The organism is Chishuiella sp. (assembly GCF_032109125.1).
GTDB lineage: Bacteria > Bacteroidota > Bacteroidia > Flavobacteriales > Weeksellaceae > Empedobacter.
In genome coordinates this window covers 22,632-47,644 of the sequence record NZ_DAMCLZ010000008.1, presented here as the reverse complement: position 1 = coordinate 47,644, position 25,013 = coordinate 22,632, and the positions used below count along the sequence as shown (strand labels likewise).

At 26.9% G+C, this 25,013-nt stretch carries 20 protein-coding genes; 13 read left to right on the top strand and 7 right to left on the bottom strand.

The annotated features are described in order from the left end of the window. The first annotated feature begins 5 nt into the window (after nucleotides 1-5). Nucleotides 6-521, top strand: a complete 516-nt coding sequence (locus tag RT575_RS09800) for a hypothetical protein (RefSeq protein WP_313580521.1) — start codon at nucleotides 6-8, stop codon at nucleotides 519-521. Here the strand turns inward: RT575_RS09800 and RT575_RS09795 are convergent. Next, the gene (locus RT575_RS09795) at nucleotides 504-1,457 is read right to left on the bottom strand and encodes a hypothetical protein (protein ID WP_313580519.1); all 954 of its coding nucleotides are present in this window, start codon (nucleotides 1,455-1,457) and stop codon (nucleotides 504-506) included. The two genes, RT575_RS09800 and RT575_RS09795, sit on opposite strands and share 18 nt — an antisense overlap. Nucleotides 1,458-1,699: 242 nt before the next feature. Between RT575_RS09795 and RT575_RS09790 the strand changes: the two genes are divergently transcribed. The 8 genes from RT575_RS09790 to RT575_RS09755 all read left to right on the top strand — a co-directional run bounded on the left by RT575_RS09790 (nucleotide 1,700) and on the right by RT575_RS09755 (nucleotide 11,194). Continuing rightward, nucleotides 1,700-1,867, top strand: a complete 168-nt coding sequence (locus RT575_RS09790; RefSeq protein WP_313580518.1) for a hypothetical protein — start codon at nucleotides 1,700-1,702, stop codon at nucleotides 1,865-1,867. Between the two features lie 47 nt (nucleotides 1,868-1,914). Beyond that, nucleotides 1,915-2,367 carry a hypothetical protein gene (locus RT575_RS09785; protein WP_313580516.1) on the top strand — a complete coding sequence of 151 codons (453 nt, stop codon included), beginning with the start codon at nucleotides 1,915-1,917 and terminating at the stop codon, nucleotides 2,365-2,367. 139 nt (nucleotides 2,368-2,506) lie between these two features. Beyond that, nucleotides 2,507-3,577, top strand: coding sequence for a hypothetical protein (locus tag RT575_RS09780; RefSeq protein WP_313580514.1), 1,071 nt, complete (start codon nucleotides 2,507-2,509; stop codon nucleotides 3,575-3,577). Between the two features lie 96 nt (nucleotides 3,578-3,673). Beyond that, entirely contained in the window at nucleotides 3,674-4,891 is a 1,218-nt protein-coding gene (locus RT575_RS09775) for a hypothetical protein (RefSeq protein ID WP_313580512.1), read from the top strand. Nucleotides 4,892-4,913: 22 nt separating this feature from the next. Continuing rightward, nucleotides 4,914-5,756 (top strand): hypothetical protein, encoded by an 843-nt coding sequence (locus RT575_RS09770; RefSeq protein WP_313580510.1) that lies wholly within the window; start codon nucleotides 4,914-4,916, stop codon nucleotides 5,754-5,756. 75 nt (nucleotides 5,757-5,831) lie between these two features. Beyond that, nucleotides 5,832-8,300: an SEL1-like repeat protein gene (locus RT575_RS09765; protein ID WP_313580509.1), complete on the top strand. Its 2,469-nt coding sequence runs from the start codon at nucleotides 5,832-5,834 to the stop codon at nucleotides 8,298-8,300. A gap of 73 nt (nucleotides 8,301-8,373) precedes the next feature. Further along, entirely contained in the window at nucleotides 8,374-10,563 is a 2,190-nt protein-coding gene (locus RT575_RS09760; RefSeq protein WP_313580508.1) for an ATP-binding protein, read from the top strand. A 1-nt stretch (nucleotide 10,564) separates the two neighbouring features. After that, entirely contained in the window at nucleotides 10,565-11,194 is a 630-nt protein-coding gene (locus RT575_RS09755; protein WP_313580506.1) for a response regulator transcription factor, read from the top strand. A 242-nt stretch (nucleotides 11,195-11,436) separates the two neighbouring features. Here RT575_RS09755 and RT575_RS09750 read toward each other — a convergent pair whose 3' ends face one another. Next, nucleotides 11,437-12,003, bottom strand: a complete 567-nt coding sequence (locus tag RT575_RS09750; RefSeq protein ID WP_313580504.1) for a hypothetical protein — start codon at nucleotides 12,001-12,003, stop codon at nucleotides 11,437-11,439. Nucleotides 12,004-12,244: 241 nt separating this feature from the next. Between RT575_RS09750 and RT575_RS09745 the strand changes: the two genes are divergently transcribed. Continuing rightward, entirely contained in the window at nucleotides 12,245-13,396 is a 1,152-nt protein-coding gene (locus RT575_RS09745) for an MFS transporter (protein ID WP_313580502.1), read from the top strand. 64 nt (nucleotides 13,397-13,460) lie between these two features. Here RT575_RS09745 and RT575_RS09740 read toward each other — a convergent pair whose 3' ends face one another. The 5 genes from RT575_RS09740 to RT575_RS09720 all read right to left on the bottom strand — a co-directional run bounded on the left by RT575_RS09740 (nucleotide 13,461) and on the right by RT575_RS09720 (nucleotide 20,844). After that, a complete protein-coding gene (locus RT575_RS09740; protein ID WP_313385874.1) occupies nucleotides 13,461-14,720 on the bottom strand; it encodes a dicarboxylate/amino acid:cation symporter in 1,260 nt (419 codons plus the stop codon). A 136-nt stretch (nucleotides 14,721-14,856) separates the two neighbouring features. Continuing rightward, nucleotides 14,857-17,544: a PD-(D/E)XK nuclease family protein gene (locus RT575_RS09735; RefSeq protein ID WP_313580500.1), complete on the bottom strand. Its 2,688-nt coding sequence runs from the start codon at nucleotides 17,542-17,544 to the stop codon at nucleotides 14,857-14,859. A 72-nt stretch (nucleotides 17,545-17,616) separates the two neighbouring features. Next, a complete protein-coding gene (locus RT575_RS09730; protein WP_313580498.1) occupies nucleotides 17,617-18,774 on the bottom strand; it encodes an MFS transporter in 1,158 nt (385 codons plus the stop codon). A 119-nt stretch (nucleotides 18,775-18,893) separates the two neighbouring features. Further along, nucleotides 18,894-19,382 carry a hypothetical protein gene (locus RT575_RS09725; protein WP_313580497.1) on the bottom strand — a complete coding sequence of 163 codons (489 nt, stop codon included), beginning with the start codon at nucleotides 19,380-19,382 and terminating at the stop codon, nucleotides 18,894-18,896. Between the two features lie 262 nt (nucleotides 19,383-19,644). Beyond that, nucleotides 19,645-20,844 (bottom strand): glycine C-acetyltransferase, encoded by a 1,200-nt coding sequence (locus RT575_RS09720; RefSeq protein ID WP_313580495.1) that lies wholly within the window; start codon nucleotides 20,842-20,844, stop codon nucleotides 19,645-19,647. Between the two features lie 82 nt (nucleotides 20,845-20,926). On the opposite strand from RT575_RS09720, the gene RT575_RS09715 reads away from it, so the two are divergent. From RT575_RS09715 to RT575_RS09705, 3 genes are all read left to right on the top strand, one after another. Next, on the top strand, nucleotides 20,927-21,838 hold the full coding sequence (locus RT575_RS09715) for a GNAT family N-acetyltransferase (protein WP_313580493.1): 912 nt from the start codon (nucleotides 20,927-20,929) through the stop codon (nucleotides 21,836-21,838). A 116-nt stretch (nucleotides 21,839-21,954) separates the two neighbouring features. Continuing rightward, complete coding sequence (locus tag RT575_RS09710; RefSeq protein ID WP_313580491.1) at nucleotides 21,955-24,369, top strand: DUF5686 family protein; 2,415 nt, start codon at nucleotides 21,955-21,957, stop codon at nucleotides 24,367-24,369. After that, nucleotides 24,370-24,882 (top strand): hypothetical protein, encoded by a 513-nt coding sequence (locus RT575_RS09705; protein WP_313580489.1) that lies wholly within the window; start codon nucleotides 24,370-24,372, stop codon nucleotides 24,880-24,882. Nucleotides 24,883-25,013: the final 131 nt, after the last annotated feature.

Here is a 25,013-nt window from a genome sequence, read left to right as displayed (position 1 = left end):
AAAGAATGAAAAATACTGCGATCATAACAATTTTATGCATGTTATTTGGATGTACATCACATGAAAAATCATTGCATATTACAGTAATCGACGGCAAGCCTAAAAGAATAATTAAGGAAAAACAACATTACAATACATACAATGAAAATATAGAGCGTTTAATTCCTTCAATAGAGATAATAAGTAAAAATAAAAATAATTTAAAATTAAGTATTCAAGGAAATATTTCATCTACTGGATTAAGCATAAACAAAGTTAGAAGAATACATTTTGAAGAAAGTAAGTTAGAACAAGAAACTATTACTTTGAAATATATTGTTGAAATACAAAGAATATCTGGAAAGGAAAATGCTTCTGTACGAGGTTATAATTATGAACAACAGATGATTTATAAAATTCCGAAAGGTACGAAGTATATAAAATTGGAACTTTATGAAGATTATATTGGGAATCGTTTTAAGGAAAATTCGAAACTTGTATTTGAAGATGTAAAATTTATTGTACTAGACTATTTCCATTAATAAGCGAGTGCGATCATACGGTGATTCCCAAAACCTTCTGATTTTCGTTTCCAAATTATTATCCTTAATTACAGATTCATCATAAGAATCTTCAGGAAATAAATTTACAGTATTTGATTGAACTGAAATTGAAAAACGAATCATTTGATCACTGAAATATCCATCTTCTTTTAAATCACGCAAGACATCCAAAAACAATAAATCTAGTGCTCTAAAATCAATTTCCGTTTTAATATTTATCAAAGTTTCATTAAGAGGAATAGCTTGTTTATAACACATTTTTTCAGGAGTCCACAATTCATCATAATCGATCGTTTCTTCTTTGATTTTCAATTTAAATGTATGAAAACTTCCAGCATATAAATTATATAGATTACGCATGCTATCTTTTGAGATGACTATACCATATATGTTATCTTTATTGTTCGAAACGGTTAACTTTAATTGATTAAAACTCTTTATAAAATAATTTTTCAAAGTAGTTTTATGATCTTGAAGACTTTCATAAACAGAATTAACTTGTTGAATGATTTCAAACTTATTAGAATCTAAAGCCTCTACAGCTTGAAGTAACATTTCAGAAAAAGTCATTTTCAGATCAATCAAATTATCATCTTCTATTAAGAATAATTGCTGATTTTGAATATGTGCAACAATTAAATTTTCATTGTATGCATCACCTACTGCAATATAATCATCAAACCCCAATTCCCAAATCATTTCATTTTGTTCTACAAAATCATCTTCCTCATTAAAAATTGCACCAAACAAATTATCATTAAATCCAAAAATGTTAAGATAGGATATAAAAAAGTCAGGTATATTTTTTTCTAATTTCTCATTTAACACTCTAATTTCTTCTAAATTAAGTCCTTTTTCTTTTTCGAATCTATTGATTTGTACTAATTGATCGATTATCTTCTGTATGACTTTCATTTTATTGATTTTTTCTTTTCAAATTAAAGCTTTTAAAGCTTAAAAAGCCCTCCCTATAATCAGTGATTTTACTCTGATTGTTAAAGATATAAGATTAATGATCTTTTTTAAAAATTGATCATATTCATCTTATGTTATTCTATTACTAAAGCTTATTTTTCATAAAAACCACTGATAACCGCTATTTTTTAGTTTTACTTTATTTACTAATATTGCTAAACTGACAAGTAGAATGTAACGTCATGAAAATTTCTGATCAACAAATCGAATTTATAAATGCTCATTTTCATGAAGGAATTTCAGGAGCTGAGTTAGAGAAGTCAAAATTCCAAGAATTAAACACTTCTGAAGAATTACATTATCTTTCAACATATTGGAATTGGGACAATGGAATAAAAGATTGGCATTAAGTGTTATAATATTTTTATAGTTGATAATTAAAATAAGAGAAAAAAACATGAAACAAATTCTTGTACTTTCATATTTGAGTGTTATTACACTCTTGATATCCAGCTGTAAAGATCCTGAAAGGAAGAATATGGACTTCCCAAATTATCTAAAAAACACCAGTTGGATTATTAATAATGGTGAATTAATATTTCCAGATGTAGAGAAAAACTATTCCTTATCTCAACGAATAGACACTGCAATTATTTCCAATTTCCATGCAATAGATTTTCTAGATGAAGAAAAATTTAAAAGTTACGATAGTTGGGAATGTGGTAATGATTGTTTCACAAAAGTTCACGGAAGATATTCTTTTATAGGATTGAACCAATTAAGGTTAGAAGTTGATAGTATCACTAAATCAGGAATTTGTCAAACTCCTACACAAACTTTTAATTCTTTAAAAATTTTGATTTTTAATATTTCGAAAGAAAAACAGCAATTAATGTTAATAAAACAATAATAATGAAATATTTAATAAAAATTTTCTTTGAATACGAAGATGTGTTTCGGCATCAGACTTGCTATTTCTTTTTTTTGATAATGAAATAAAGAAACAGGTTGTTGAGTTGGAGTATACTTATATATTATAAAAAATAGAAATGACAAAGAAGATTATAGTAATAGCTTTATTGATTTTTAGTGGGTTACATCTTGTAGCGCAAGAAAAGGGAAAAAATGAAAAGTGGGACGAAATGAAACAGATAAATCCAAATTTAAAAGAAACTGATCAAATATGGATTTTCGATAATCCTCAAAAAAAATATCAATTAGAACTAAAAGATAATAAACCGTACAATGGCTACGAAATAAGTAAGGAAAAATTATTGGGAGAGTTTAAGTTTGTAAATTATTATAAAAATGGAGAATTAGTCGCTAAATATTCTATAGATTATTTAGCAAAAGACCAATACAAATCGCCTTACGAGTATACTATAAAAACAACTTATCAAAATGAAAAAGTAATAGATGGTAATATATATAATGAATTACATAAAGGTATACTCCTTACAGATCAGTATAAAAAAGGAATACGCACGGGTTTTTTAGTAGATGTTTTTGCTATGCATTATTTTAATCGATTAAATTTCCAGTTAAAAGATAATATTCTTATTATTAATAATATGCAGACAAAAAATGAACTGCATATTTATAAAAAGCAAGGTTTATTACAAGCCGATTTTTATGCTGATAAAAATTATATAGCAACTTCTAAAAAGAACATTCATAAGTTAGAGAAAATAGAAGCAAATGCTACTGTTGTTTATTATATGGGAGATAAAAATACATTACAGGAGTTTTATTGTATTATAACAGAACCAGTAATATTAGAAAATATCGAAGATGAATTTCTACAGTCTATATTTTCTCAATTTTCATTTGATTTCGAAGGAGATATGTCTAAATTATTGAATAATGTTTATTCTTCTATAAATAATATTGTAGAATTGGATAGTAGCGATTTATCATTTTTATTTTATCATTATCTAATACCTTATACAGAACAAAATCTTCTAACAACTATGAACTATGATGCTGATGGAAAGCCAAAAGATGGAACTCAAATTAAAAAGTTAGATTCTTCTAAATACGAAATTAATGATTATGAAGATGGAAAAATAATTTCTACACAAATTGTTGATGATTTGAATAAAATTAAATTACAGCAATAAAAATTTTATAATTATTTTATTTGGGCAATTGCTTCGCACCGTGCTTTTACGCTATATCTTTTTAGATTGGTCATTGAGTATTTAAAAATAAGATTAATGGAGAATAGAGAAATTTGGATAAAAGATGATATTCTTTTTTATAAAGATCATGTTAGTATAGAAGAAGCATCAATTCAATTGATAAAATATGTTTACGTACAAGTTTTAGGAAATGTACCTTTTTTATTTATTTTTTCTAGCCGTCAGCATTACATATCGACTCATTTAAATGGTTTTGAGGAGGTTTATAAGATATTATCTAATCAATTTCATTTTGATGATGATATATTTTTTGCAGTTTGTAAAGCAAGAAAAGAAGATGAAAAAATAAAAATATGGTCAAAAAAAATACCTCAAAATTATCAATTATTAGATAAATATTTGAATGATGGAGATTTTGGATATGAGGTATATACAGAACCAAAAGAAATGGTTTCCTGGGATACGACTTATAAACAGTTGGAAGCGTCAAATTTTATAGAAACTCATTATGAGAGTTATGGAACAAAATATCTAAGATTTAATTATCCAGTTAGAATAGAAGGTGTTTTAATAAATCAACTAGAAGTATATGCAGACAGTATTATACCCGATCGACCTGTACAAGAGTTTTTTGTTAATCTATATAATGAAACAAATACAGATAAAAGTTATAAAGAATTACGTGAACTTTGGATAGATACTACGGCTGATATTAGTAAATACGGCTATGAAAGAAATGATCAATGCTATCTGCAATTTGTTCTTGCGAAAGGTATAGAGGCTTCTATTTGTTATACGTACGATGATGAATATGGTTATGATGATGGTAGTACATCTTTTCATATTTATAATAAGCGAGAATACAATCATTTTTTAGAAAATAAAGAATATGAGGAAATAATAGAAGTTTCTGATTTTATTTCTTTTAATAAGGTTCTTGATTTGAATATAAAATATATAGATAATGATGCAGTAAAAAATGTCCCATTAAAAGTACAGAAATTATTAAAAAATAAAAGTGGAATTTGGATAGATTCGGTTAATAAAAAAATTGGATTTGTTGGAATAGATACAGCTTTAATTTTGGATATAGACCAGATATCTCATTTTGTATTTCAGAACGTATTACCGGCAAAAGGAGCAGGATATGCTGATTTTATGGTATATCTTAAAAATGGAAAGCATTTATATGTTTTTACAGAAGATACTTATTATTTTGATCAATTTGAAAAGAAATTATTTCAAATAACAAATAAAGAGATTAAAATCCCTGAAGCATATTATAACTGTTAATAATATCAATACGATTGTTTACATGTATATAGGAAGTACAGCAAAAGAAAGAAAAGATCATTTTATAGTGATTGAAAATGATGATATCCCGGAAAATATTTTTCAATTAATGCAGGAGAAGCAAATATTTAATCTGATTATAGATGGGAATACTTGTGATGTGTCTGTCCTGATTTCTCCTGAATTTATCCAAATATTCGAACATATTAATATTGTTCATCTTTCTAATATTGTTATAAAAAAGAGTGAATTTTTGTACATATTAAATAAAGTAATTCGTTTAGAAATAAAGGGTTGTAAGTATATAGGTAAAGAGCCTATTAATTGGTTGATGTTTACAAGATTGGAAGAGCTTTTCACGATTTATTCTAAACGTTTTCAGAATCTATTTAGACATCCAACCTTGAAAACGATTTTTCTTGAAAAGTTTAGTGAAGAAAACTTTGAATTCCCTCAAAATAAAATATTAGAAACTTTTTCTATTGAAAAAAGTGTTACTTGTGATTGGTCATCATTAATCAATTTTAGGAATTTAAAAGCACTATATTTTGTTGAAATAAAATCATTAATATATGTTTATTGGTTACAAAATTTTAAAAGTTTACAGGAAATAGATTTAAGTCTATGTAAGAATGTAGAGAATATTATGGAAGAAATATCAAAAATTAAAACACTTACGTACATTCATATATATCAAAGTGGAATAATTACTACGTTACAATCGCTTTCAAAACTCGAAAACCTTCAAGAGTTAATTATCGATAATAAAGGAATTCTACAAGATAAAAATATTAAATTTTTAAATGATTCTCCTAATTTGGAATACAACATTGAGGTAGGCACATTTAGTGCAGGGAACAATTGATTAGTATTGTATTCGATCAGAATACCCCAGTTATCAGGGATATTCAGCGAAGGAACTTTCTCTTATTTTTACACAATGGCACACCGAATTTATTTATACAATTACGATCAAAAAACAAATCAATCATTTGATACTTATTTAGGTGAATGGAATTATGAAATTCCATTGCTTTTATATCCATTGATAGCAGAAAATATACAAGTACAAGGTGTTGAATTTTTTTCTGATAAAGAACAAGGTATAATAGGATTACGTAGTTTTTTTAATTTATTGGCAGATACTTATCAATTGCATTATAAGAAAGCATATTACGAGCCTGTAAATAATATGTTCGAGTTTTTAGAAGCATTGCCTTATGATTCTTTTGTTATGAATGCAACAGATGTTTTTAATATGAATGAAGAAAAACATAAGGAGCAAGCAAAAGAATGGTTGTTGAAAATTCAACAAAAAAGTAAATTATATAAAAAAGCTATACGTAATCAAAACCTTTCGCTATTAGATGGTATCTTTTCTAGTAAAGGTTATTCTTCATTTCTAGAAATTTTACAAACAGATTGGATAAATTATGGTTTGGGCTATTTTGAGGAAACTGCTTATAAAAAAGTTGAATCTTCTATTTTTGAAGAAACTGGAAAATTTGGTTTGAAGAATGCAAAAGGAGAAATTTTAGCTCCAGCTATTTATGATGAAATTTTTGAAGAAGATTATCATTATAGAATAGCCATTGTTATGAAGGAAGGATTATTTGGATATTTGCAGAGTGATGGAAAAGAAGTAATTCCACCGATTTACGAAAATGCATTTGATATTTTTGATTTTGATAAAGAACCTCTTGGGAAAGTTAAAAAGAATGGGAAAATGGGTGTTTTAAGAATATTGTCAAAAACATGGTTAATTCCTGCAAATTATGATAAAATAGAACAAATTCATTATGGTTTTTTAGGATTAGAAAAAAATGAAGAATTTGAAATTTATAGTAACGAAAATGGAATAATTTTTCCTAATAAAAGTACGTTTCCTTTTGAATATGATTATTTTTCAGAATTATTTTTCACCAAAGAGAAAGGGACAAGTAAACGTAAATATTATACGAAAAATGGTGTTTATATTGGCGATTTTCTTGAAGGTAGTATTATAAAAGCATCTACATGTTTTTGGGTAAAACCTAATAAATTCAATAAGAAATCGAAATTAATCGATAAGGATGGAAATATTATTATCGACGAATTAGATCAGTTAATTTTGATTGATAATTTTGAAACATTCGCTGTTCGAAAAGAGAAAATTTGGAAAATATATAATTCATTTAATAATCAATTTTTATTGCAAAATGAATTGATTGTTAAAGTAAAAACGCCACAGCCAAACATGGGGCAAAAAAATAATGTATTTATTTTAAAAACAGAAAAAGGATTAGGCTTTTTTGATGCAAATACAGATTGTTGGTTGGTAGAGCCACAATTTTATATTAAACAAATTCATTATTTAGAAAATGGCTTTTTATCTATTGAAACTGAAAAAGGTTATCAATTATTTGATACAGAAAATGGTTTATCAACAGAATTATATGATTATATCTCAAATCCCTTGAACTATAGAACTGAAGAAGGGCTGTTATTTCTATACAAAGAAGATAATATATTTAGAATAAATGAGGATAAAAGTATTCAGTTGTTAGGACTTTCTGAATATGGAACAATTTATTTAGATCGATATTCATTTCGAGGGAAGGATTTGGAATACTTTATATTATTTTATACCAATTGGAAGAAAAATATAGGGAATAATTCGGAACAATTAATGAGTACTGAAACCATAACAAGAATGGCTTTTGAGGCAAAAGATGATGAAAATTACGAAGAAGCGTTACGTTTATTTCAGTTAGCTGCAAATAAAAATGATTGTGATAGTTTGGTCGAAATAGGTTTATTATTAACTGACCCAGAAATAGAATCTTTGTTCGATCCTATGAGAGGAATTAAGTTTTATGAAAAAGCTGCTCAACAAAATCATGCAGCAGCATGGAATAATATAGGAGCATTATATCAAAATGGGATAGGTTATTCATATAATATAAAGAAAGCGATAAAATATTTCGGAAAAGCAGTAGAACTTGGTGATGGAATGGCACTTAATAATTTGGCTGATTTATATTATTTTGGAGAACATGTGAAGCAGAATTATGAAAAAGCATTGAATTTTTATAAAAAAGCAGAAAAAAAATTATATTATAATTACGATAAAATTTCCGAAATATATTATCAATTGAGAGATTATGAGAATCTATTAATTTACTTGAAGAAAGACTATGATAATTCTTATTCTCATATTTATTATGGAATTATTTACGAGCATGGAATGGGAGTGAAGGAAGATATAAAAAAAGCGATAAAACATTTCGAAAAAGCGAATAATTATAGTGTTTATGAATATGCTACACAACGTTTGGTTTATTATTTTGGAGAAGATCCATTATTTAGAAATGAAAAGAAATTTCAGAAATGGAAAACTTTTGCAGAAGAGCATGGTTTTGAAAATTAATGAACTTGTATTTTAGTTATATTTACTTTTTTCTTACAATAAAAATAAGGTTTTGATATATAGGTTATTATTGATGTTTATTCTTTTTACTTGTTCATTTTTTGTACAAGCACAAGATGTTTTAAATAATTTAGAGAAGGAATATATTAATACATCAAACAAGATAACAGAGCAACTTAACATTGCTTCAAAATACGCTACAGTACTATATTTTAATGGATTTAAATCTAAATCGTATCAAATTTTAGAAACTAATATTTCCTCTGCAACAAAACAAACAGATGGTAAATATGCAACAATTTTATATGCTGTTTTAGCAATGAATTATAGACTTGATAATAAGGAAGCTGAATCTTCTAAAAATCTAAATTTGTCTAGAATCTATAGTTTAAAAACAACAAGTAACGAAGCAAAAGGCTATTATCAGTATGCAAATGGATGGATTTTAACGCGCAATAATAAAATAGCAGATGCAGTAGCTTCCTATTTAAAAGCTATTAAATATTATGAAAATTCAACAACAACTTCTACATTATATGGAAGATTTGCAAATACGGTTAAAGAACTTTCTGCAATATATTCTAATCTTAATGAATATCAATTAGAAGAAAAATACAGTAAACAGTTTCTATTGTTAGCTTCCAAACAAAATGATCCCAATCTTATTTTTGATGCCTATATGAGAATGGGGTATATGTATGAACAAAAATATTTTGAAAGTCCTACAAATATATATTTCAGAAACAAAGCAGAAAGTTATTATTTACTAGCTATCACAACATTTAATAAAAATAAAATAGCAATGCTAAATAAGAGTAACCTATCTTATGCAGCGATTAATTTAGCTAATTTATATATTGGTTTTGATAAGGATAAAGCAATTCATTATGCAGAATTAGCTAACAGTGTTAGTTTAGAAAATGGTGATGCAATTCATATAGCTTCTTCTTTTGGAATTTTGGCAGAGTTAGCAATACAGGATAAAAATTATGATTTGGCTAAATCTTATTTTCTTAAAGCTTCAATGGAAATAGGTAAAAGTTCAGTCAAAGATAATAATATAGAATTATCTATTCTCGAATCTCTATCAGACATTAGTGTTGAGCAAGGAAATTACAAGGAAGCCTTAACTTATTATAAAAGTTATGTAGATAAATACAAAAATGTTTATGATCAAGAAAAATTAGATATTACCAAACGATTAGAATCACAATTTGATAAAGAGAGACAAGAGCAAAAATATATAAAATTACAACTAGAAACAGATAAAAAAGCGCAAGAAATAAAGCTAATAAATATACTTCGTGCACAACGAGAACAAGTTTATAATAATTTAAAATTAGTAGAAGAGAATCAACGTGAACGATTAAAATTTTCTGAACTAAATTCCGAAAAAAAAGAGCAACAATTACGTTTAGCAAAGTTAGAAACAGAGCAAAAAAATAATGATATTATTAATTATAAAAAGCTATTAGCCTACAAAGAAAAAATAAATAGATATTACATTTTTTCTATTATTATTTTCTTTGTTCTTATCATACTATTGCTTTATGCTTATAAACAACGTGTAAATTCTATGAAACAAAGAGATAAATTACATGTTTTAGAGCTTGAAAAAGAAAGACAAAATTCTAAAATATCGACTCTTACTGCCTTGTTAGAAGGACAAGAGCAGGAGCGAGGTCGTTTGGCTCGTGATCTGCATGATGGTTTAGGAGGTCTGCTTTCAGGAACAAAACTTCAATTGTCTTATTTAGATACAGATCAATCAGAAAATTTAAAACAAGGAATTATAAAATCTATTAATCAAATTGATGGAGCTGTAGAAGAATTAAGACGTGTAGCACATAACTTAATGCCAGATTTATTAACTAAATATGGTTTACAAGTTGCTATCGAAGAATTTGCGTCTCGTATGTCCAATAGTGCATTAGATATTCATACAGAATTTATCAACTATAGTAACTCAATCTCAGAAGATAAGCAATTATTAATTTATAGAATTATTCAAGAATTGGTCAATAATGCAATAAAACATGCTAATGCATCTGAAATAATTATTCAGATAAGCGAAGAAGAAAATACATTAAATATTACGATAGAAGACGATGGTAAAGGTTTTGATCGTAATCGTTTAGATGTAAGAAAAACAGCAGGTTTTCATAATATAGAATCAAGAGTTCAATTTTTAAAAGGAACAATAAATATCATATCCGAATTAAATATAGGAACAAGTATAGAACTTCAAATCCCTAATCATTAAAATGATAAAAGTAGCCATAACAGACGATCATCCACTTCTATTGGAAGGATTAAAAAATATTTTAGGAAACAGTGAAACAATAGATGTTGTAGATTGTTTTAAAGATGTTTCAGAAATGAACGCAGGTCTAGAAAAACAAAGTATAGATATTTTGTTATTAGACATCAATCTAGTGGATGTTAATAGTATAGAATTGATAAAGCCTTTAAAAAAGAAGTACAAGAACCTTCAAATTATTATGCTAAGTGTCCACAACGAACTTCCTGTAATTAATAGTACACTGACAGAAGGAGCATTAGGATATATTCAAAAAAATGCCTCTATTACAGAGATTCTAGAAGGTATTACAACAGTATATCAAGGTAAGCAATTTTTATGTTCCCAAACAAAATCTATTTTAGAGAAAAAGTCTCCAAATGAGTTAAATCAAGTTCCTAAGTTAACACGAAGAGAAAAAGAAATATTAGCAGAAGCAGCAAAAGGACTTACAACCAATCAAATGGCACAAAAGCTTTTTATAAGCCCACATACAGTAGAAAGTCACCGAAAAAATGTCATCGAAAAATTTAAAACTTCTAACCTTAGTTCTGCTATTAAGTTAGCAATAGAATATGGTTTAATAATTGAGTGATTTCTTTAATAAAAGTATTATTTTTTTGGACAATCCCTTAGGGACGTGCTTTTTCGCTATATCTTTTTAGATTGGTCATTGCATTGCATTTTGATTTCGATCAATGACCAATCAAAAAAGGATGCTGCTTCAATCACTATTGCAAATTAGTTAAGTTAAGAAAATTACAATGTATAGTAAAAAGTCCTACTTATAGAAGCAGGACTTTTAAAATATAATAGAATAGTTAGGAGGTATAGTAATTAGTCTTCAAATTTTAAAATAGCATAAAATAAGTTTTTCTTTCCAACTAAATCATACTCATCGTTGTAAATAGGATTGTACATTAAGATATAAACATCTTTATCAAAGTTTTTTAAATCAATAGCTTGATCTATCATTATATCGTAAAATTTTGTAATGGTTCTTTTGGCAGTCCAATTATTTAAACTTCCTTTAGGATTTTTGTCAAATCGATGATCTTTTTCATCTGTAAAGTACCAATAAGATGGTGCATTATCCATTAAAAATAATTCTTTATCTTTATTATATAATTCTTCTGCCATACCCGTATTTTGAAACCATGGAGCTCGGGCGTTATATTTATTAATAGCAGAAGTATATATTGTTTTATTTGTAGTAGCTCCAACTAAAAAACCTTCAATATTTTTGGCTGTAATCTCAAATATGAATGTAGATTTTCTAAGTTTATAGATATTATTTTTTGGTTCAATTATTTTTCCATTTTGAGTTATAATGACATTCAATGATTGCGCAAAAACAACAAAACTTAGTAAATAAAAAAAGATTGATAAATATATTTTTTTCATTTTATATTATATATAATAATTCCGTCAAAGATATTATATCTAAACCCTATAAAAGCTCACTGATTTCAGTGATTTTTTTACAGTAATTAGATCTAATAGATTTCTATTGTAGCCAAATTTTCCTTTATATATCTATAACATACAAAAATGTTTGTATCATACATTTAGTAGTATACAATGCATAAATAACTATGTATAGATACATTTACATCATAAAATATATATAATAAATTTTTATTAAATGAAAAAATACGCATACATAGGATGTTTAGGATTTTTAGGTATTATAACAACAGAATTTGGGATTATTGGAATTTTACCACAAATAGCAGATTATTACAAAATTAGTATTGATAAAGCAGGAATATTATTAAGTGCTTTTGCATTAGTTATAGCTTTAACAGGACCATTTATGACTTTATTAGTTTCAGGATTAGATCGAAAAAAAGTCATGTTTACTAGCTTATTAATCTTTTTATTTACAGGTATTATTTCTTCATTTTCACCTCCTTTTTGGTTGTTGGTATTAGTTCGATTATTACCTGCTTTTTTACAGCCAGTGTATATAGCTACTGCATTATCAGTAGCAGTTTCTAAAGGAAATGAATCAAATAAAAATGAATTAATGAGTATTGTCTTTAGTGGTGTTGCGATTGCTATGGTAACAACAGTGCCTTTTGCGACTTATTTAGCTAGTATATTCTCTTGGCAGTCATCATTTATTGTACAGGCAATTATAAGTTTTATTGCTCTTGTTTTTATTTATTTTGGATTACCTAATATGCCAGTTCATGAAAAAAAATCTTACGGTAGTCAACTTAAAATATTGAAAAAACCTGAATTTATAATAAGTACAGCAATGAATTTTTTTATGATTGCAGCTTGGTTTTCTACATATAGTTATTTTGCAGATTATTTAAATAGAGCTAAAAATATGGATAATACAACAGTAAGTTATATGCTATTTATTTTTGGAATAGTTGGTGTTGTTGCTAATTTTGTAGCAGGTAAAATGATGAATAAAAGTGTTACTAAAACAACTTTATTTTTTTTAACAGGAACTATTATTGTTCCATTACTATTATATTATACAACAGATATGTTTTTCACTACAATTATTATTGTAGGATTATGGGGATTTATGTATTCACCAAGTTTTTTAAATGCATCAACTTATATGATTTCTTCTGCTCCAGAAGCAATGGAGTTTGCAAATAGTTTAGCAACTTCTTTTGGTAATTTAGGTGTTTCTATTGGTACAACATTAGGAGGGATAATAATAATGAAATACGGAGTAGAATTTACGCCTTGGCTTACTTTTATATTTGGAATTTTAGCCATTTCTATGATAGGATTAAGAGCAATATTAGAAAACAAAAAGCATTCTAATTAAAATTACTATAAATTAAAAAAGCTCCTATTTTAGGAGCTTTTTTTATATAATTTATTTTAAGCATTTATGCTTGATTATCATCTGTGAATGTTTGTTCTACAGCAACATGACCTTCCCATTTGTCTACAGCAACAGTAGAAAGTGCATTACCTAGCACATTTGTCATAGATCTTGCCATATCACAAAAATGATCAATCGGTAGAATTAATGCAATACCTTCTGGTGGAATACCAAACATAGAACAAGTAGCAACAACAACAATTAATGAAGCTCTTGGAACACCTGCAACACCTTTAGAAGTTAGCATAAGAACTAATAACATTAATACTTGTTTTTCTATTGGCATATGTATACCATAAACTTGAGCAATGAATAGAGATGCAAACGTCATGTACATCATAGATCCGTCTAGGTTGAATGAATAACCAAGAGGTAATGTGAATGTAATTATTTTTTTCTGAGCTCCAAATTTTTCTAATTCTTCAACTAATTTTGGAAATACAGCTTCTGATGAAGTTGTAGAGAATGCTATTAATAGTGGTTCTTTGATATGTTTTAATAGATCGAATAAACGTCGTCCAATAATAAGATATCCTACAAAACAAAGTACAATCCATAAGATAGCAATACCTATAACAAAGGCAATAATATATTTTACATACAATAAGAAAATACCAAATCCATAAGTTGCAATTGCTGCAGCAATAGCTCCTAAAACCCCTAATGGAGCAGTCCACATAATATATCCTACCATTATAAGAACAACATGAGAAATTTTATCTAATGCTTTCGTAACAATTTCTCCTTCTTTTCCATAAGCAGCTAATGCAATACCAAAGAAAATAGAGAAAACAACAATTTGTAAAATTTCATTTGTAGCAAATGATTCAAAAACAGATTTAGGAATCATGTGTGTAACAAAGTGTTCTAATGTAAGAGAAGATTGAGCATTTAATAAATCTTGAGCATTACTTGTGTCCATTTGAATTGTTAAACCTTCACCAGGTTTCATAATGTTAATTACAATACAACCAATGATTAACGAACAAAGTGATGCTGTAATAAACCATCCTAATGCACGACCACCAACGCGACCAACCATTTTCATATCTCCCATTTTTGCTATACCAACTACTAATGTTGAGAAAACTAATGGAGCAATAATCATTTGTATTAAACGAATAAAAATAGTTCCAAGAAGTTTAATGTTGGTAGAAAATGTCTTAACAGTTTCTGGTGATGCATTATAATGCACAATTCCTCCCAAAATAACTCCCAGAATTAAGGCAATGATTATGGCTATAAATAGTTTATTGTTTTTCATTATGTGAATTTATACTTTTTTCAAAACTACTATTTTTTTAATAAAATATTAAGAATAATGAAAAGTTTATACGTTATAAAAAGTCTAATCAATTAATAATTAGTTAAATAAAAAATATTTTATTAGTGTACTACCATTAGCTATTTTGTTTAAATGGAATATTAGCACTAAGAATTTCCTCAATTAAAGTACTCATAGCTTCTTTAGAATTTTCTACAATAGATGAATCAATAACAGAATTTTTATCTACTTTTAATTTTATTAATTCCTTTTTAGGGAATTTTATAGGAAATATACATAGCTCAATATCCTTATTTAAATTAGCTTTATCTGCATAAAACAGATGAGCATAAAAAATTAATTGTAACTGTTTAGCTTTATCTTCTTTTTGGTAAACTAATTCTATTTCTTCGGTTTTGACTGATATATCACTTGCATATCCTGTTTTATAATCGATGATTCTTATTTGATTGTTTACAGAATCTATACGATCAATAACTCCACTTAATTTAATAGTTTTACCATTAGTTAAAGTGAAATCAATTTTGTTTTTAATTTCTAAAGACTGAATTATAAATTCATTTTCTTTTGCAGTTTTTAAATCTTTACTTAAAACACCATCAACAATTTTTTCTGCAATTTTATAAATCAAATAATTTGGTCCTTTATCCAAATGACCATCTTTGTATTCATTTCTAAAATGTTTTTGTAAAGTACTATCTTTCTGTTTTTCTATTGCTTTAAAATCGTTTTCGTGTAAAATACGATTAAGAATAGGAGTATACAATTCCTCTAAAGTAGCATGAACTATGTTTCCTAATGTTCTTGCACTAACGGTTTCTTCTGCTTCTTCAACTTCATCAATTCTAAAAATTCGTTGTTCATAGAAATCAAGTTGATTTCTTAAATAAGTTGATAAAGAAGAAGGAGAAATTCCATCATTTGCCCAATTCCATAATTTATGTATTGTTTCTTCCGTTTTCTCTATAACAATTTCTCTTAGAGGTTCTGATTTAAAGTCTGGAGCAGCAAAAATTTCTTCAATTGTATGATTACTTTCAAATTTTATTTGAGCAAGAAATCTTGATTTTTCACCAGAACTCATACCATCAGCTTCTGTATCGTAAACAAAATATGCATTTTTAGCACGTTGTATTAATCGATAGAAATGATAAGCATATATAGAATCATTTTCAGTAAAAGTATTCAACTTCATTTGTTTACGAATGTCGTAAGGAATAAAGGTATTATTTTGTCGACCAAGAGGTAATATCTCATCATTTACAGAAGTCATGATTATATTTTCAAAGTTCAATAGACGAGTTTCCAACAATCCCATTAATTGTAATCCTTTTAATGGTTCTCCAATAAAAGCAACAGTTTCTGACGAAACAATTTTATTATATAATAAAAATAGAGTTCGGTAATCCTTTATATCATCAATAACCAATAAATTTTCATGCAGCTGATTGAAAACTTTTTTAAAGAAGAATAAATATTCTTTCATTAATAAATCATTCATTTTCGGATGATGTAGTAATGCATCAGTCCAATTTTTAAGATGATGAATAAATTCTGTAATCGATTTTGGAATATGAAATAAAGACCTGAAAATAGAATCTCCTAAAGAACTTTGTATAGAATTTTCAGAATTAAAAATTCTATTTTGTTTTCTAATATCATAAGCCAGAGTTCTACTTTCATCAGAACTATATTCAGATAAAGTTTTATTTTCTAAAATCTGTAGAATATTCTTAAAGTAAAATAATGAACCTTTCCCTAATTTTTCACGATTCATTTGCAGTTCAAAAATAGATTTAAAAAATTGCGCTAATGGAACAGAACGTAAGGGTATTCCCATAGAAATATTAAGATGAGTAATATTTTCCGGTAACGAATTTAAAATAGCCGGTAATATAGATTCATCAGCTAAAATTAAGGCTGTATTTTTTATTTCTTCTTCGGATAAATTTCGAATAATATCTGCAATATATTTTGCTTGTCCAACTTGCTTTGCAACACCAATAGTTTTTAAATTTTTAGATTTAGAAAACTCATCAACAACCCAATTAATTGGTTTTATTTTGTCTTTATACTGTCTTAAAAAAGAACCAGCTTCTTGGTTAGGATTATTATAATAATATTTATCAGCATCCCAATACAAAGTAGCTAAATTTTCTTTTTCTAATCTAAAAATTAATCCTTGTTCAGCCTTTGTTAGAGCATTGAAACCAGCAAAAACATACTTTTTAGTGTTATTTTCTATAATTTCATCAGCTTTTTCACTTGCAATACGAAAAACCATTCCCGCATAACCTTCTCTTGCAGCAATTAAATCTTGTTGTAATTGAAAATACATTTTAGAAACGATTCCCCAAAATGTAAGATGATTTTGAATCACTTCATTTTTTCCGATTTCAATTTTTCCTTCTCCCCATTTACTAATGCGTTCTACAGAGACTAAATAATCCAAAATTTTATCTGCTGGCTGCAAAGAAGCATCAATGTCATCAAAATCTTTTAAAATAGTTGGTCCCCATTTTATAAATTCTTCAAAAGTATCAGCTTTTTCTACAACTTTTTTATACGCTTGATAAGCTTTAAACCAAAGGTTAATTCCAGAAATTATTTCTAAACCAGAAAGTTCACTCATCAATTCCTCAATACTTCTCATTTCTGGTAAAAGTATATTTTTTGCTTGTCGCTGAAATTCTTCTTTAAAAAATAACATCGGACGTTTTCCAGGAAGTATTAAAGTTGTATTCAGAAAGTTTGTTTTGTTATCTAACAAATCTTTCACGACACTTTGTATGAATTGAGCCATAAGTATATTCGTATAATTCTATAAACGTAAAATTACTATTTCTAAAAGACAAATAATGTCGTTATATAAAATTTATTTAAGTGACTTTTTTTGTGTTTTAAAATAGAAAAATAATAACAAAAGTAATCCTAAAGATGAAATAGCAATTCCAGGTATAGCTGTATAATTGTATGAAAAACCTTTTGTAATAGGAATACCTCCAGCCAATGCACCTATTGCATTTCCAAGATTAAATGCTATTTGCGCACAAGAAGCACCCAGCATTTGTCCTCCTTCTGAATTTCTAAGTAATAAAACTTGTTCTGGTGCAGAAAGACCAAATAAACAAGCAGTAAGCAGTAATAAACTAATAAGAGCAATGGATTGTAAATGGGATAAATAAAAAACAGAGATTAATCCAACGATAGCTAAAGCTTGTATAAAAATAACAACTTTGATGGGAGAAAATCGATCAGACATTTTTCCACTCAAAATATTACCTAAAAACATTCCTATTCCAGCCAAAAACATAATATTACCTAAATGTGCTTGGTTAAACCCTGCAACGTTTGTCATTAATTTACTGATATAGCTAAACCAACAAAAAATCCCTCCATTACCAAAAGTGATAATTAAAATTAAAACCCAAGGTTTCCAGTTTTTAAGAAAAGTAAATTGACTCGAAAAATTAGTAATTACAGTCAATGGAATGATAGGAATCCATTTATTGATTAGAATAATTGTAATAAAACTCCAAATAGTTACAGCGATATAAGTTATTCTCCATGAAAAGACATCTCCAAGAAAAGTACAAAGTGGTATTCCTAATAAATTTGCAACAGTCATTCCAGAAAGAACCATAGCAACGGCAGCACTTTGCTTACCTACATCAGATAATTTACTTGCTACAATTGCTGCAACTCCAAAATAAGCTCCATGTGGTAATCCCGCAATAAATCTAGAAGCAGCTAAAGTTTCGTAAGAGAAAGACAAACATGTGAGTAAGTTACCAAAAATGATTAGTCCAACTAAGTAAATTAATAACTTTTTATATGGGATTTTTCTTCCTAGAATTACTATTATCGGTGCACCAACACAAACTCCAGCAGCATAAAATGATATAAAATGGGCAGCTTCAGGTATAGATATTTGTAAATCTTTTGCAACGTCAGGTAAAACGCCCATCATTCCAAATTCAGATATTCCCAATCCAAGCGTTCCAGCAGCAAGTGCTAAATTATTTACTTTCATAGCAGTAAATTTTTAAAAGATTATAAAAAAATATTCTTTGAGAAATTTGTGGTTTAGTTCTACAAATATAAAGTAAAATAAGCGCACAACTATGAATTTAGAGGAATTATCTATTTGTATTATAAATCTTGTTCTTGTGGATTTGAATGGTATAATTTTTTAAAAGAACCAAGAATATTGTTCAAAGTAATAGATGAAAAAATAAAATAGAAAAAATATATAAAAATTAGAAAAAATAAACTTCCTCCAACTCCTAAATACCATTCTTCTAATAAAAATGGAGAACTAATTCCGAAAATTATAATAAATGTAATAAAGAAAATAAAAAACACAGAAACAAACCAATTCATTTTCAAGCTAAAATTAATTTCAGTTGTGTTATCATCAATTTTTATAAAATTTCCTTTTATATGAGGATTAAAAGAGTTTCTACCAGAAATAGATTTTTCAATTTCAAAGTAATCATCTTTTATAAAACCCTCAAATTCTGATTTAAAAGATCCAAGAGTAAAAAACTTTTTTTTCGTTGTATTTTCTTGAAGTATTTTTATTGCTTCATCTTTTGTTAGAGCAGTTATGATATGAAAATTTTTGGCTTTAAATAACATATTTATAATTTTTTAAATGAAACAAAGCCATTTCAAAAAAAATGGCTTTGTAAATATTTTTATAAGAAATTAATCCGTTGTGCATTTTGTTTATTTTATTAACAAAACTGTCATTTCGAGTGGAATTCTGTAAGAATTTTGTATCGAGAAAAAGGTTTTGAAGATAAAATTCTATTCTCGATACAATTTTTCTACATTTTATTCCGAAAAATAACTCGAACTGACGAATTTTAATTCAAAATGCACAACAGGTAAGAAATTATTATTTAATAATTCCTAATTCTTTTCCAACTTTTGTAAAAGCAGCAATTGTATGGTCTAATTGTTCTTTTGTATGTGCTGCAGATAATTGTACACGAATTCTAGCTTTATCCCTAGGTACAACAGGAAAGAAAAATCCAATAACATAAACACCTTCTTCAAGTAATTTATCAGCCATTATCTGTGATAATTTAGCATCATAAAGCATAACAGGAACTATTGCTGCATCTCCTTCTGGGATATCAAATCCAGCATCAACCATTCCTTTACGGAAATAGTCAGCATTCCACATTACTTTGTCACGTAAAGATGTATCTTTCTCTAACATTTCTAATACTTGTAATGCAGCACCAACAATTCCAGGAGCTAAAGAATTAGAAAATAAATAAGGACGAGATTTCTGACGTAACATTTCGATTACTTCTTTTTTTCCAGCTGTAAATCCTCCCATGGCTCCACCTAAAGCTTTACCTAATGTAGAAGTAATAATATCTACACGTCCCATAACTTCGTTATGTTCATGTGTACCACGACCAGTTTTTCCAATAAAACCTGTAGCATGAGAATCATCAACCATAACTAAAGCATCATATTTATCAGCTAAGTCACATACACCTTTTAAGTCAGCTACAATACCATCCATAGAGAAAACACCATCGGTTACAATAATTTTGAAACGGTGATTTTTTTCTGAAGCAGCAATTAATTGAGCTTCTAAGTCTTGCATGTTATTGTTTTTGTAACGATAACGAGCAGCTTTACATAAGCGGACACCATCAATAATAGAAGCATGATTTAATTCGTCAGAAATAATAGCATCTTCTTCAGTAAATAGAGGTTCAAAAACTCCTCCATTGGCATCAAATGCGGCAGCATATAAAATAGTATCTTCCATTCCAACAAAAGAAGATATTTTTTCTTCTAATTGTTTATGTATATCTTGTGTTCCACAAATAAAACGAACAGAAGACATTCCATATCCACGATTATCTAACATTTGCTGAGAAGCGTTTACAACTTCTTTATTATCAGATAATCCAAGGTAATTATTGGCACAAAAATTTAATAATTTTTTACCATTTTCTAATGTTATCTCTGCACTTTGTGGTGAAGCAATGATTCTTTCTTTTTTGAACAATCCTTGTTCTTCTAAATCATTTAGTTGTGTTTGTAAGTATTGTTGAAATTTATTACTGTACATAAATAAATTACTTTTGTTTTGTACAAATATAATTGTTTCCCTTAGTTTTGATTAACTTTGTATAGAATTAAAGTAATAAAAAGTGTATTTAGTCTTAATATTTAGTTTACAATTTTATTTTTTAGCAAGAGTTTTCAAAAAAAATAAATTAAAAACAATTCTTACTGTTATTGGTTTATATTTTGCTTGTAGTATATTTTTTGGTTTTATTTTGGTGATTTTATTCTTTACCAAAATGATTGATATTGGTGTAGATTTATCTCAAAATCCAACACCAGAAACCATGAATATTTATAGTGAGGCAATGCTTGAATATATGACTCATAGTAAAATTCCTGTTATTTTAGAAGTACTAACTTTTATTTTAATAGGTATCGTTTATTATTCATATTTAAAAAGAAAGTGGGCTTTTGAAGTTGTAGAGAAAGAAATTATAAAACAACAAGAGTTTTTAAAGAAAGAAGAACAAACTGTTTTTCAAAAACCTAAGTTAGATGTTTATTTACATTTTCATTCTGTAAACGAAAAAAATATTCATCTTGTACAACCTTTGGCAAAGGTAATTTGGGATGAATGCTACAAAGATATTTTAGATAGAGATCAAATTAATTATATGATTGATATGATGTATAACTCTAATAAAATAAATGAGGGTATTGCTAACGGAGAAACATGGGAAATTTTAAAAATAGATAATGTTCCTTCAGGTTATTTACATTATACTTATAATAAAGAAGATAACGCGGTTTATTTATATAAAATATATTTAAAATCAACGAATCAAACTAAAGGTATTGGGCAAATGATGATGAATAGAGTGCTTGATTTTGCACAAAAAAATCATGCAAAGTTTATTCAATTGACTGTAAATAAAAATAATCAAAAAGCTATTCGTTTTTATGAGAAGAATGGATTTCGTAATGTAGAATCCAAAGTCTTTGAAATAGGGAACGGATATGTAATGGATGATTATATTTACAAAAAAACGCTTTAAAATGTTTTATTATTTTCTTCAAAAGTAATAAATACAACATATTATCAAACAAAAAAATAATTTTTAAGCAGCATTTAGCTGCTTTTTTTATTTATTTGCATAACCAATTCAAAAGGATGAAATATTATATATTCTTGTTTAATTTTTGCTTATCATTTTTTGTTTACTCTCAAGTTAAAATTCGTGTTTTTGATACCCAAGATGAATTTAGGGTAATAGGAGCTAATATTTTTAATGAAACAAAAGAATTTTTAGGAGAAACAAATGAAATAGGTGAATTAGAGATAAATACATCATCACCGATTATTAATATTGTAAAAAATGGTTATTTCTCTGAAATTGTTAATATCGAAGGGAAAAAAGTCGTAGATGTTAAAATGAAGCCTACGTTTATTAGTTTAGATGAAGTTAAATTCACAACAAATGATTCTGTAGGTAGAAATATTATCATAAAAACGATAAAAAATCAATCAAAAAATTCTATCCGAAAAGCTAATAATGTATTCTTTAAATCATATACTAAGTTTTGGAGTACAGTAAATAATGATTCGATTCCTTATATAGATCATCCAAAAAATCACAATGATTCCGTAAGTAATAAATGGAAAAAATTATTAGACAATAGTCATTTATTTTTAGGAGAAAGAGCAATGGATCATAAAGTATCAAGAAAGTTTGGACTAAAGAATATTATTCAATCTTCTCGAATTTCTGGTATAAAATCTCCTTTATATGAATATATTGCAATGCAACCTATCGTATTTGATTTTGATCAAGATAAAATTAATTTCTTTTTTAAAGCAATAATAAACCCAGTTAGTAAGGAGGGTTTATCAAATTACCGTTATGGTTTTAAGGAAGACGTATATCTTGACGGAAGAAAAACAGCTGTAGTTAGCTTTTTTCCGACAGTAAAGTCTAGTCAAAGACAAATAAAAGGTACTCTTTGGATTGATGATAAAACAAATGCTTTGGTAAAAATAGAAGCTGAAAATATAAATACTAATTATATAGCTGAATTAGAAGCAGATTGGAAATTGAATAATGGAACTTGGATTCCTAATTCTCAAAAATATCGAATGGAAGGAGGTAATTTTAAATTTACCGAACAGTTAACAGATAATTCTTTTATTGATAAACAAGAAAAAATATGGATTAATCTAGAAACCACTTTCAAGGATATAGAAAATCCTGCACGTCTTAAAAGAAAAGATTTCTTAGGATATGAAGATGAAATTTCTTTTGAAAATATGGTAGAAAAGAAATGGGATAATATAATGGAAGGTTATCGTGATTCTTCATTGACAACTAGAGATAAAAATACATATAATAAAATAGACAGTGTAGGGCTGAAATATAAATTAGAGAGACAATTAAAATTATTAAGGATTATTAACTCTGGAGGCAAGTTACCAGTTGGTAAAGTTGATTTAGATTTAACAAATATTGCAGGTTATAATGATTATGAAGGACTTCGTTTAGGAGCAGCATTTAGTACTAATGAAAAATTGAGCGATAAATATTCATTAAATGCTTATTCTGCTTATGGATTTCAAGATAAAAAAGTAAAATTTGGTATTGGAGGAGAATATTATGTAAATAAGCCTTACTCAGGTAAACTTTTTGCAAAATATAAACAAGACGTTTCTCCTGCTGGTAAATCACCTATTTTATTGCAATCAAATTATACAAGTTTTGTAAGTAATGCGTTTAGTAATATTTATAATAACGAGTATTTTTCTTATAAAACATATACTTTCGGTTATCAGCAAGATATTTTTCAGAATCTAACATTTAATTTATCCTTGAATTATGAGAAACAAAAAGCTGAATTTGATTACGATTACAAAAATAAAAGAGGTTGGTTTCAATTATATAATACTCAATTATCTCTTCGTTATGCACCAAAAGACAAATTTATTCGCACTCCATATGGTAAAGTAACAGTAAATAGTGGTAAATCGGTTTTTTATGCTACAATAGCTAAATATTGGGATATTTTTGATTCTGATTATAGTCCATTACGTATTAATTTTTCTTATTTTGATGTTTTTGAAACACGTTTAGGAAAGACTAGTTTTAATTTGAATGCTGATTGGATTGATGGAGATATTCCTATTATGAATCTTTATGAAGGTAGAGGAAATGCAAAACATAATGGGTTTTTAAATTTTGGAGTAGGAGGATTAAATAGTTTTGAGACAATGAAAGCTGGAGAATTTTACTCTGATATGTATGTTTCATTTAACATCAAACATATTTTTGCAGGAATAAAAGTAGGAAATAATAAAGTTATTTTACCTCAATTTATTTATCGTGGTGTTTGGGGAGATATGAAACATAAAGAGAATCATGGGAATATGAATTTTAATAAATTAAACAATTATTTCCATGAGGCTGGAATCGAAGTTAATAATATTCTTTTCAAAACATTTGGTTTAGGATTATATTATAGATTAGGAGCCTATTCTGAACATAAATTTGAAGATAATCTACATCTTAAACTAACAATTAATCTAAATTTTTTGTAATTGAAAAAACTGTTCACTTTATTACCTATACTTATTATTATATTGTCATGTTCAAAGAAAGTAAGGAAAGATTTAACTGATGGCGAGTATATTGTAGAACATTATATTAACGATTCTGTAAAACATGGGAAATCGATTATTTATTACAACGATGGAAGAAAACAAAGAATAATAAAATATAAAAAGAATACAATCGTTGGGCAAATGAAATTGTACCATCCAAATGGTAAAATTGCAAGTAAAACTAAATTTAGAAAAGGAGTCGTTAAAGATAAATTTTATAATTTTCATTCAAATGGAAAACCATATAACACATACATCTATAAAGAGAACAAGTTAGTTATGGTTGAAAATTGTTATGATGGAAAAGGAAATAAATTAGATTGTGGAAAATTGAAAAATGGAACAGGTTTTATTAATCAGTACAACGCTTATGGTAATTTAATCGCAATTGATTATATGAAAGTAGGAAAATACATTAAAACCGATTCTATTCAAAAAAATAAATTTTAATTAAATCGTTTATAATTATTTAATAATCATAAATGATTTTTAAGTATATTCGAAAATAGTTTACAAAAATTATGCCTATAATTTTTGTAAGATAAAATATTAACTAAATTTGTAAGTATAAATAATAAAAA

What these genes read in the sequence shown, in the direction of transcription:
- RT575_RS09785 (WP_313580516.1), top strand. Translation starts at nt 1,915, where the DNA reads ATGAAACAAATTCTTGTACTTTCATATTTGAGTGTTATTACACTCTTG.
- RT575_RS09755 (WP_313580506.1), top strand. Translation starts at nt 10,565, where the DNA reads ATGATAAAAGTAGCCATAACAGACGATCATCCACTTCTATTGGAAGGA.
- RT575_RS09710 (WP_313580491.1), top strand. Translation starts at nt 21,955, where the DNA reads ATGAAATATTATATATTCTTGTTTAATTTTTGCTTATCATTTTTTGTT.
- RT575_RS09780 (WP_313580514.1), top strand. Translation starts at nt 2,507, where the DNA reads ATGACAAAGAAGATTATAGTAATAGCTTTATTGATTTTTAGTGGGTTA.
- RT575_RS09765 (WP_313580509.1), top strand. Translation starts at nt 5,832, where the DNA reads ATGGCACACCGAATTTATTTATACAATTACGATCAAAAAACAAATCAA.
- RT575_RS09735 (WP_313580500.1), bottom strand. Translation starts at nt 17,544, where the DNA reads ATGGCTCAATTCATACAAAGTGTCGTGAAAGATTTGTTAGATAACAAA.
- RT575_RS09730 (WP_313580498.1), bottom strand. Translation starts at nt 18,774, where the DNA reads ATGAAAGTAAATAATTTAGCACTTGCTGCTGGAACGCTTGGATTGGGA.
- RT575_RS09790 (WP_313580518.1), top strand. Translation starts at nt 1,700, where the DNA reads ATGAAAATTTCTGATCAACAAATCGAATTTATAAATGCTCATTTTCAT.
- RT575_RS09760 (WP_313580508.1), top strand. Translation starts at nt 8,374, where the DNA reads ATGTTTATTCTTTTTACTTGTTCATTTTTTGTACAAGCACAAGATGTT.
- RT575_RS09720 (WP_313580495.1), bottom strand. Translation starts at nt 20,844, where the DNA reads ATGTACAGTAATAAATTTCAACAATACTTACAAACACAACTAAATGAT.
- RT575_RS09725 (WP_313580497.1), bottom strand. Translation starts at nt 19,382, where the DNA reads ATGTTATTTAAAGCCAAAAATTTTCATATCATAACTGCTCTAACAAAA.
- RT575_RS09795 (WP_313580519.1), bottom strand. Translation starts at nt 1,457, where the DNA reads ATGAAAGTCATACAGAAGATAATCGATCAATTAGTACAAATCAATAGA.
- RT575_RS09745 (WP_313580502.1), top strand. Translation starts at nt 12,245, where the DNA reads ATGAAAAAATACGCATACATAGGATGTTTAGGATTTTTAGGTATTATA.
- RT575_RS09800 (WP_313580521.1), top strand. Translation starts at nt 6, where the DNA reads ATGAAAAATACTGCGATCATAACAATTTTATGCATGTTATTTGGATGT.
- RT575_RS09770 (WP_313580510.1), top strand. Translation starts at nt 4,914, where the DNA reads ATGTATATAGGAAGTACAGCAAAAGAAAGAAAAGATCATTTTATAGTG.
- RT575_RS09750 (WP_313580504.1), bottom strand. Translation starts at nt 12,003, where the DNA reads ATGAAAAAAATATATTTATCAATCTTTTTTTATTTACTAAGTTTTGTT.
- RT575_RS09775 (WP_313580512.1), top strand. Translation starts at nt 3,674, where the DNA reads ATGGAGAATAGAGAAATTTGGATAAAAGATGATATTCTTTTTTATAAA.
- RT575_RS09740 (WP_313385874.1), bottom strand. Translation starts at nt 14,720, where the DNA reads ATGAAAAACAATAAACTATTTATAGCCATAATCATTGCCTTAATTCTG.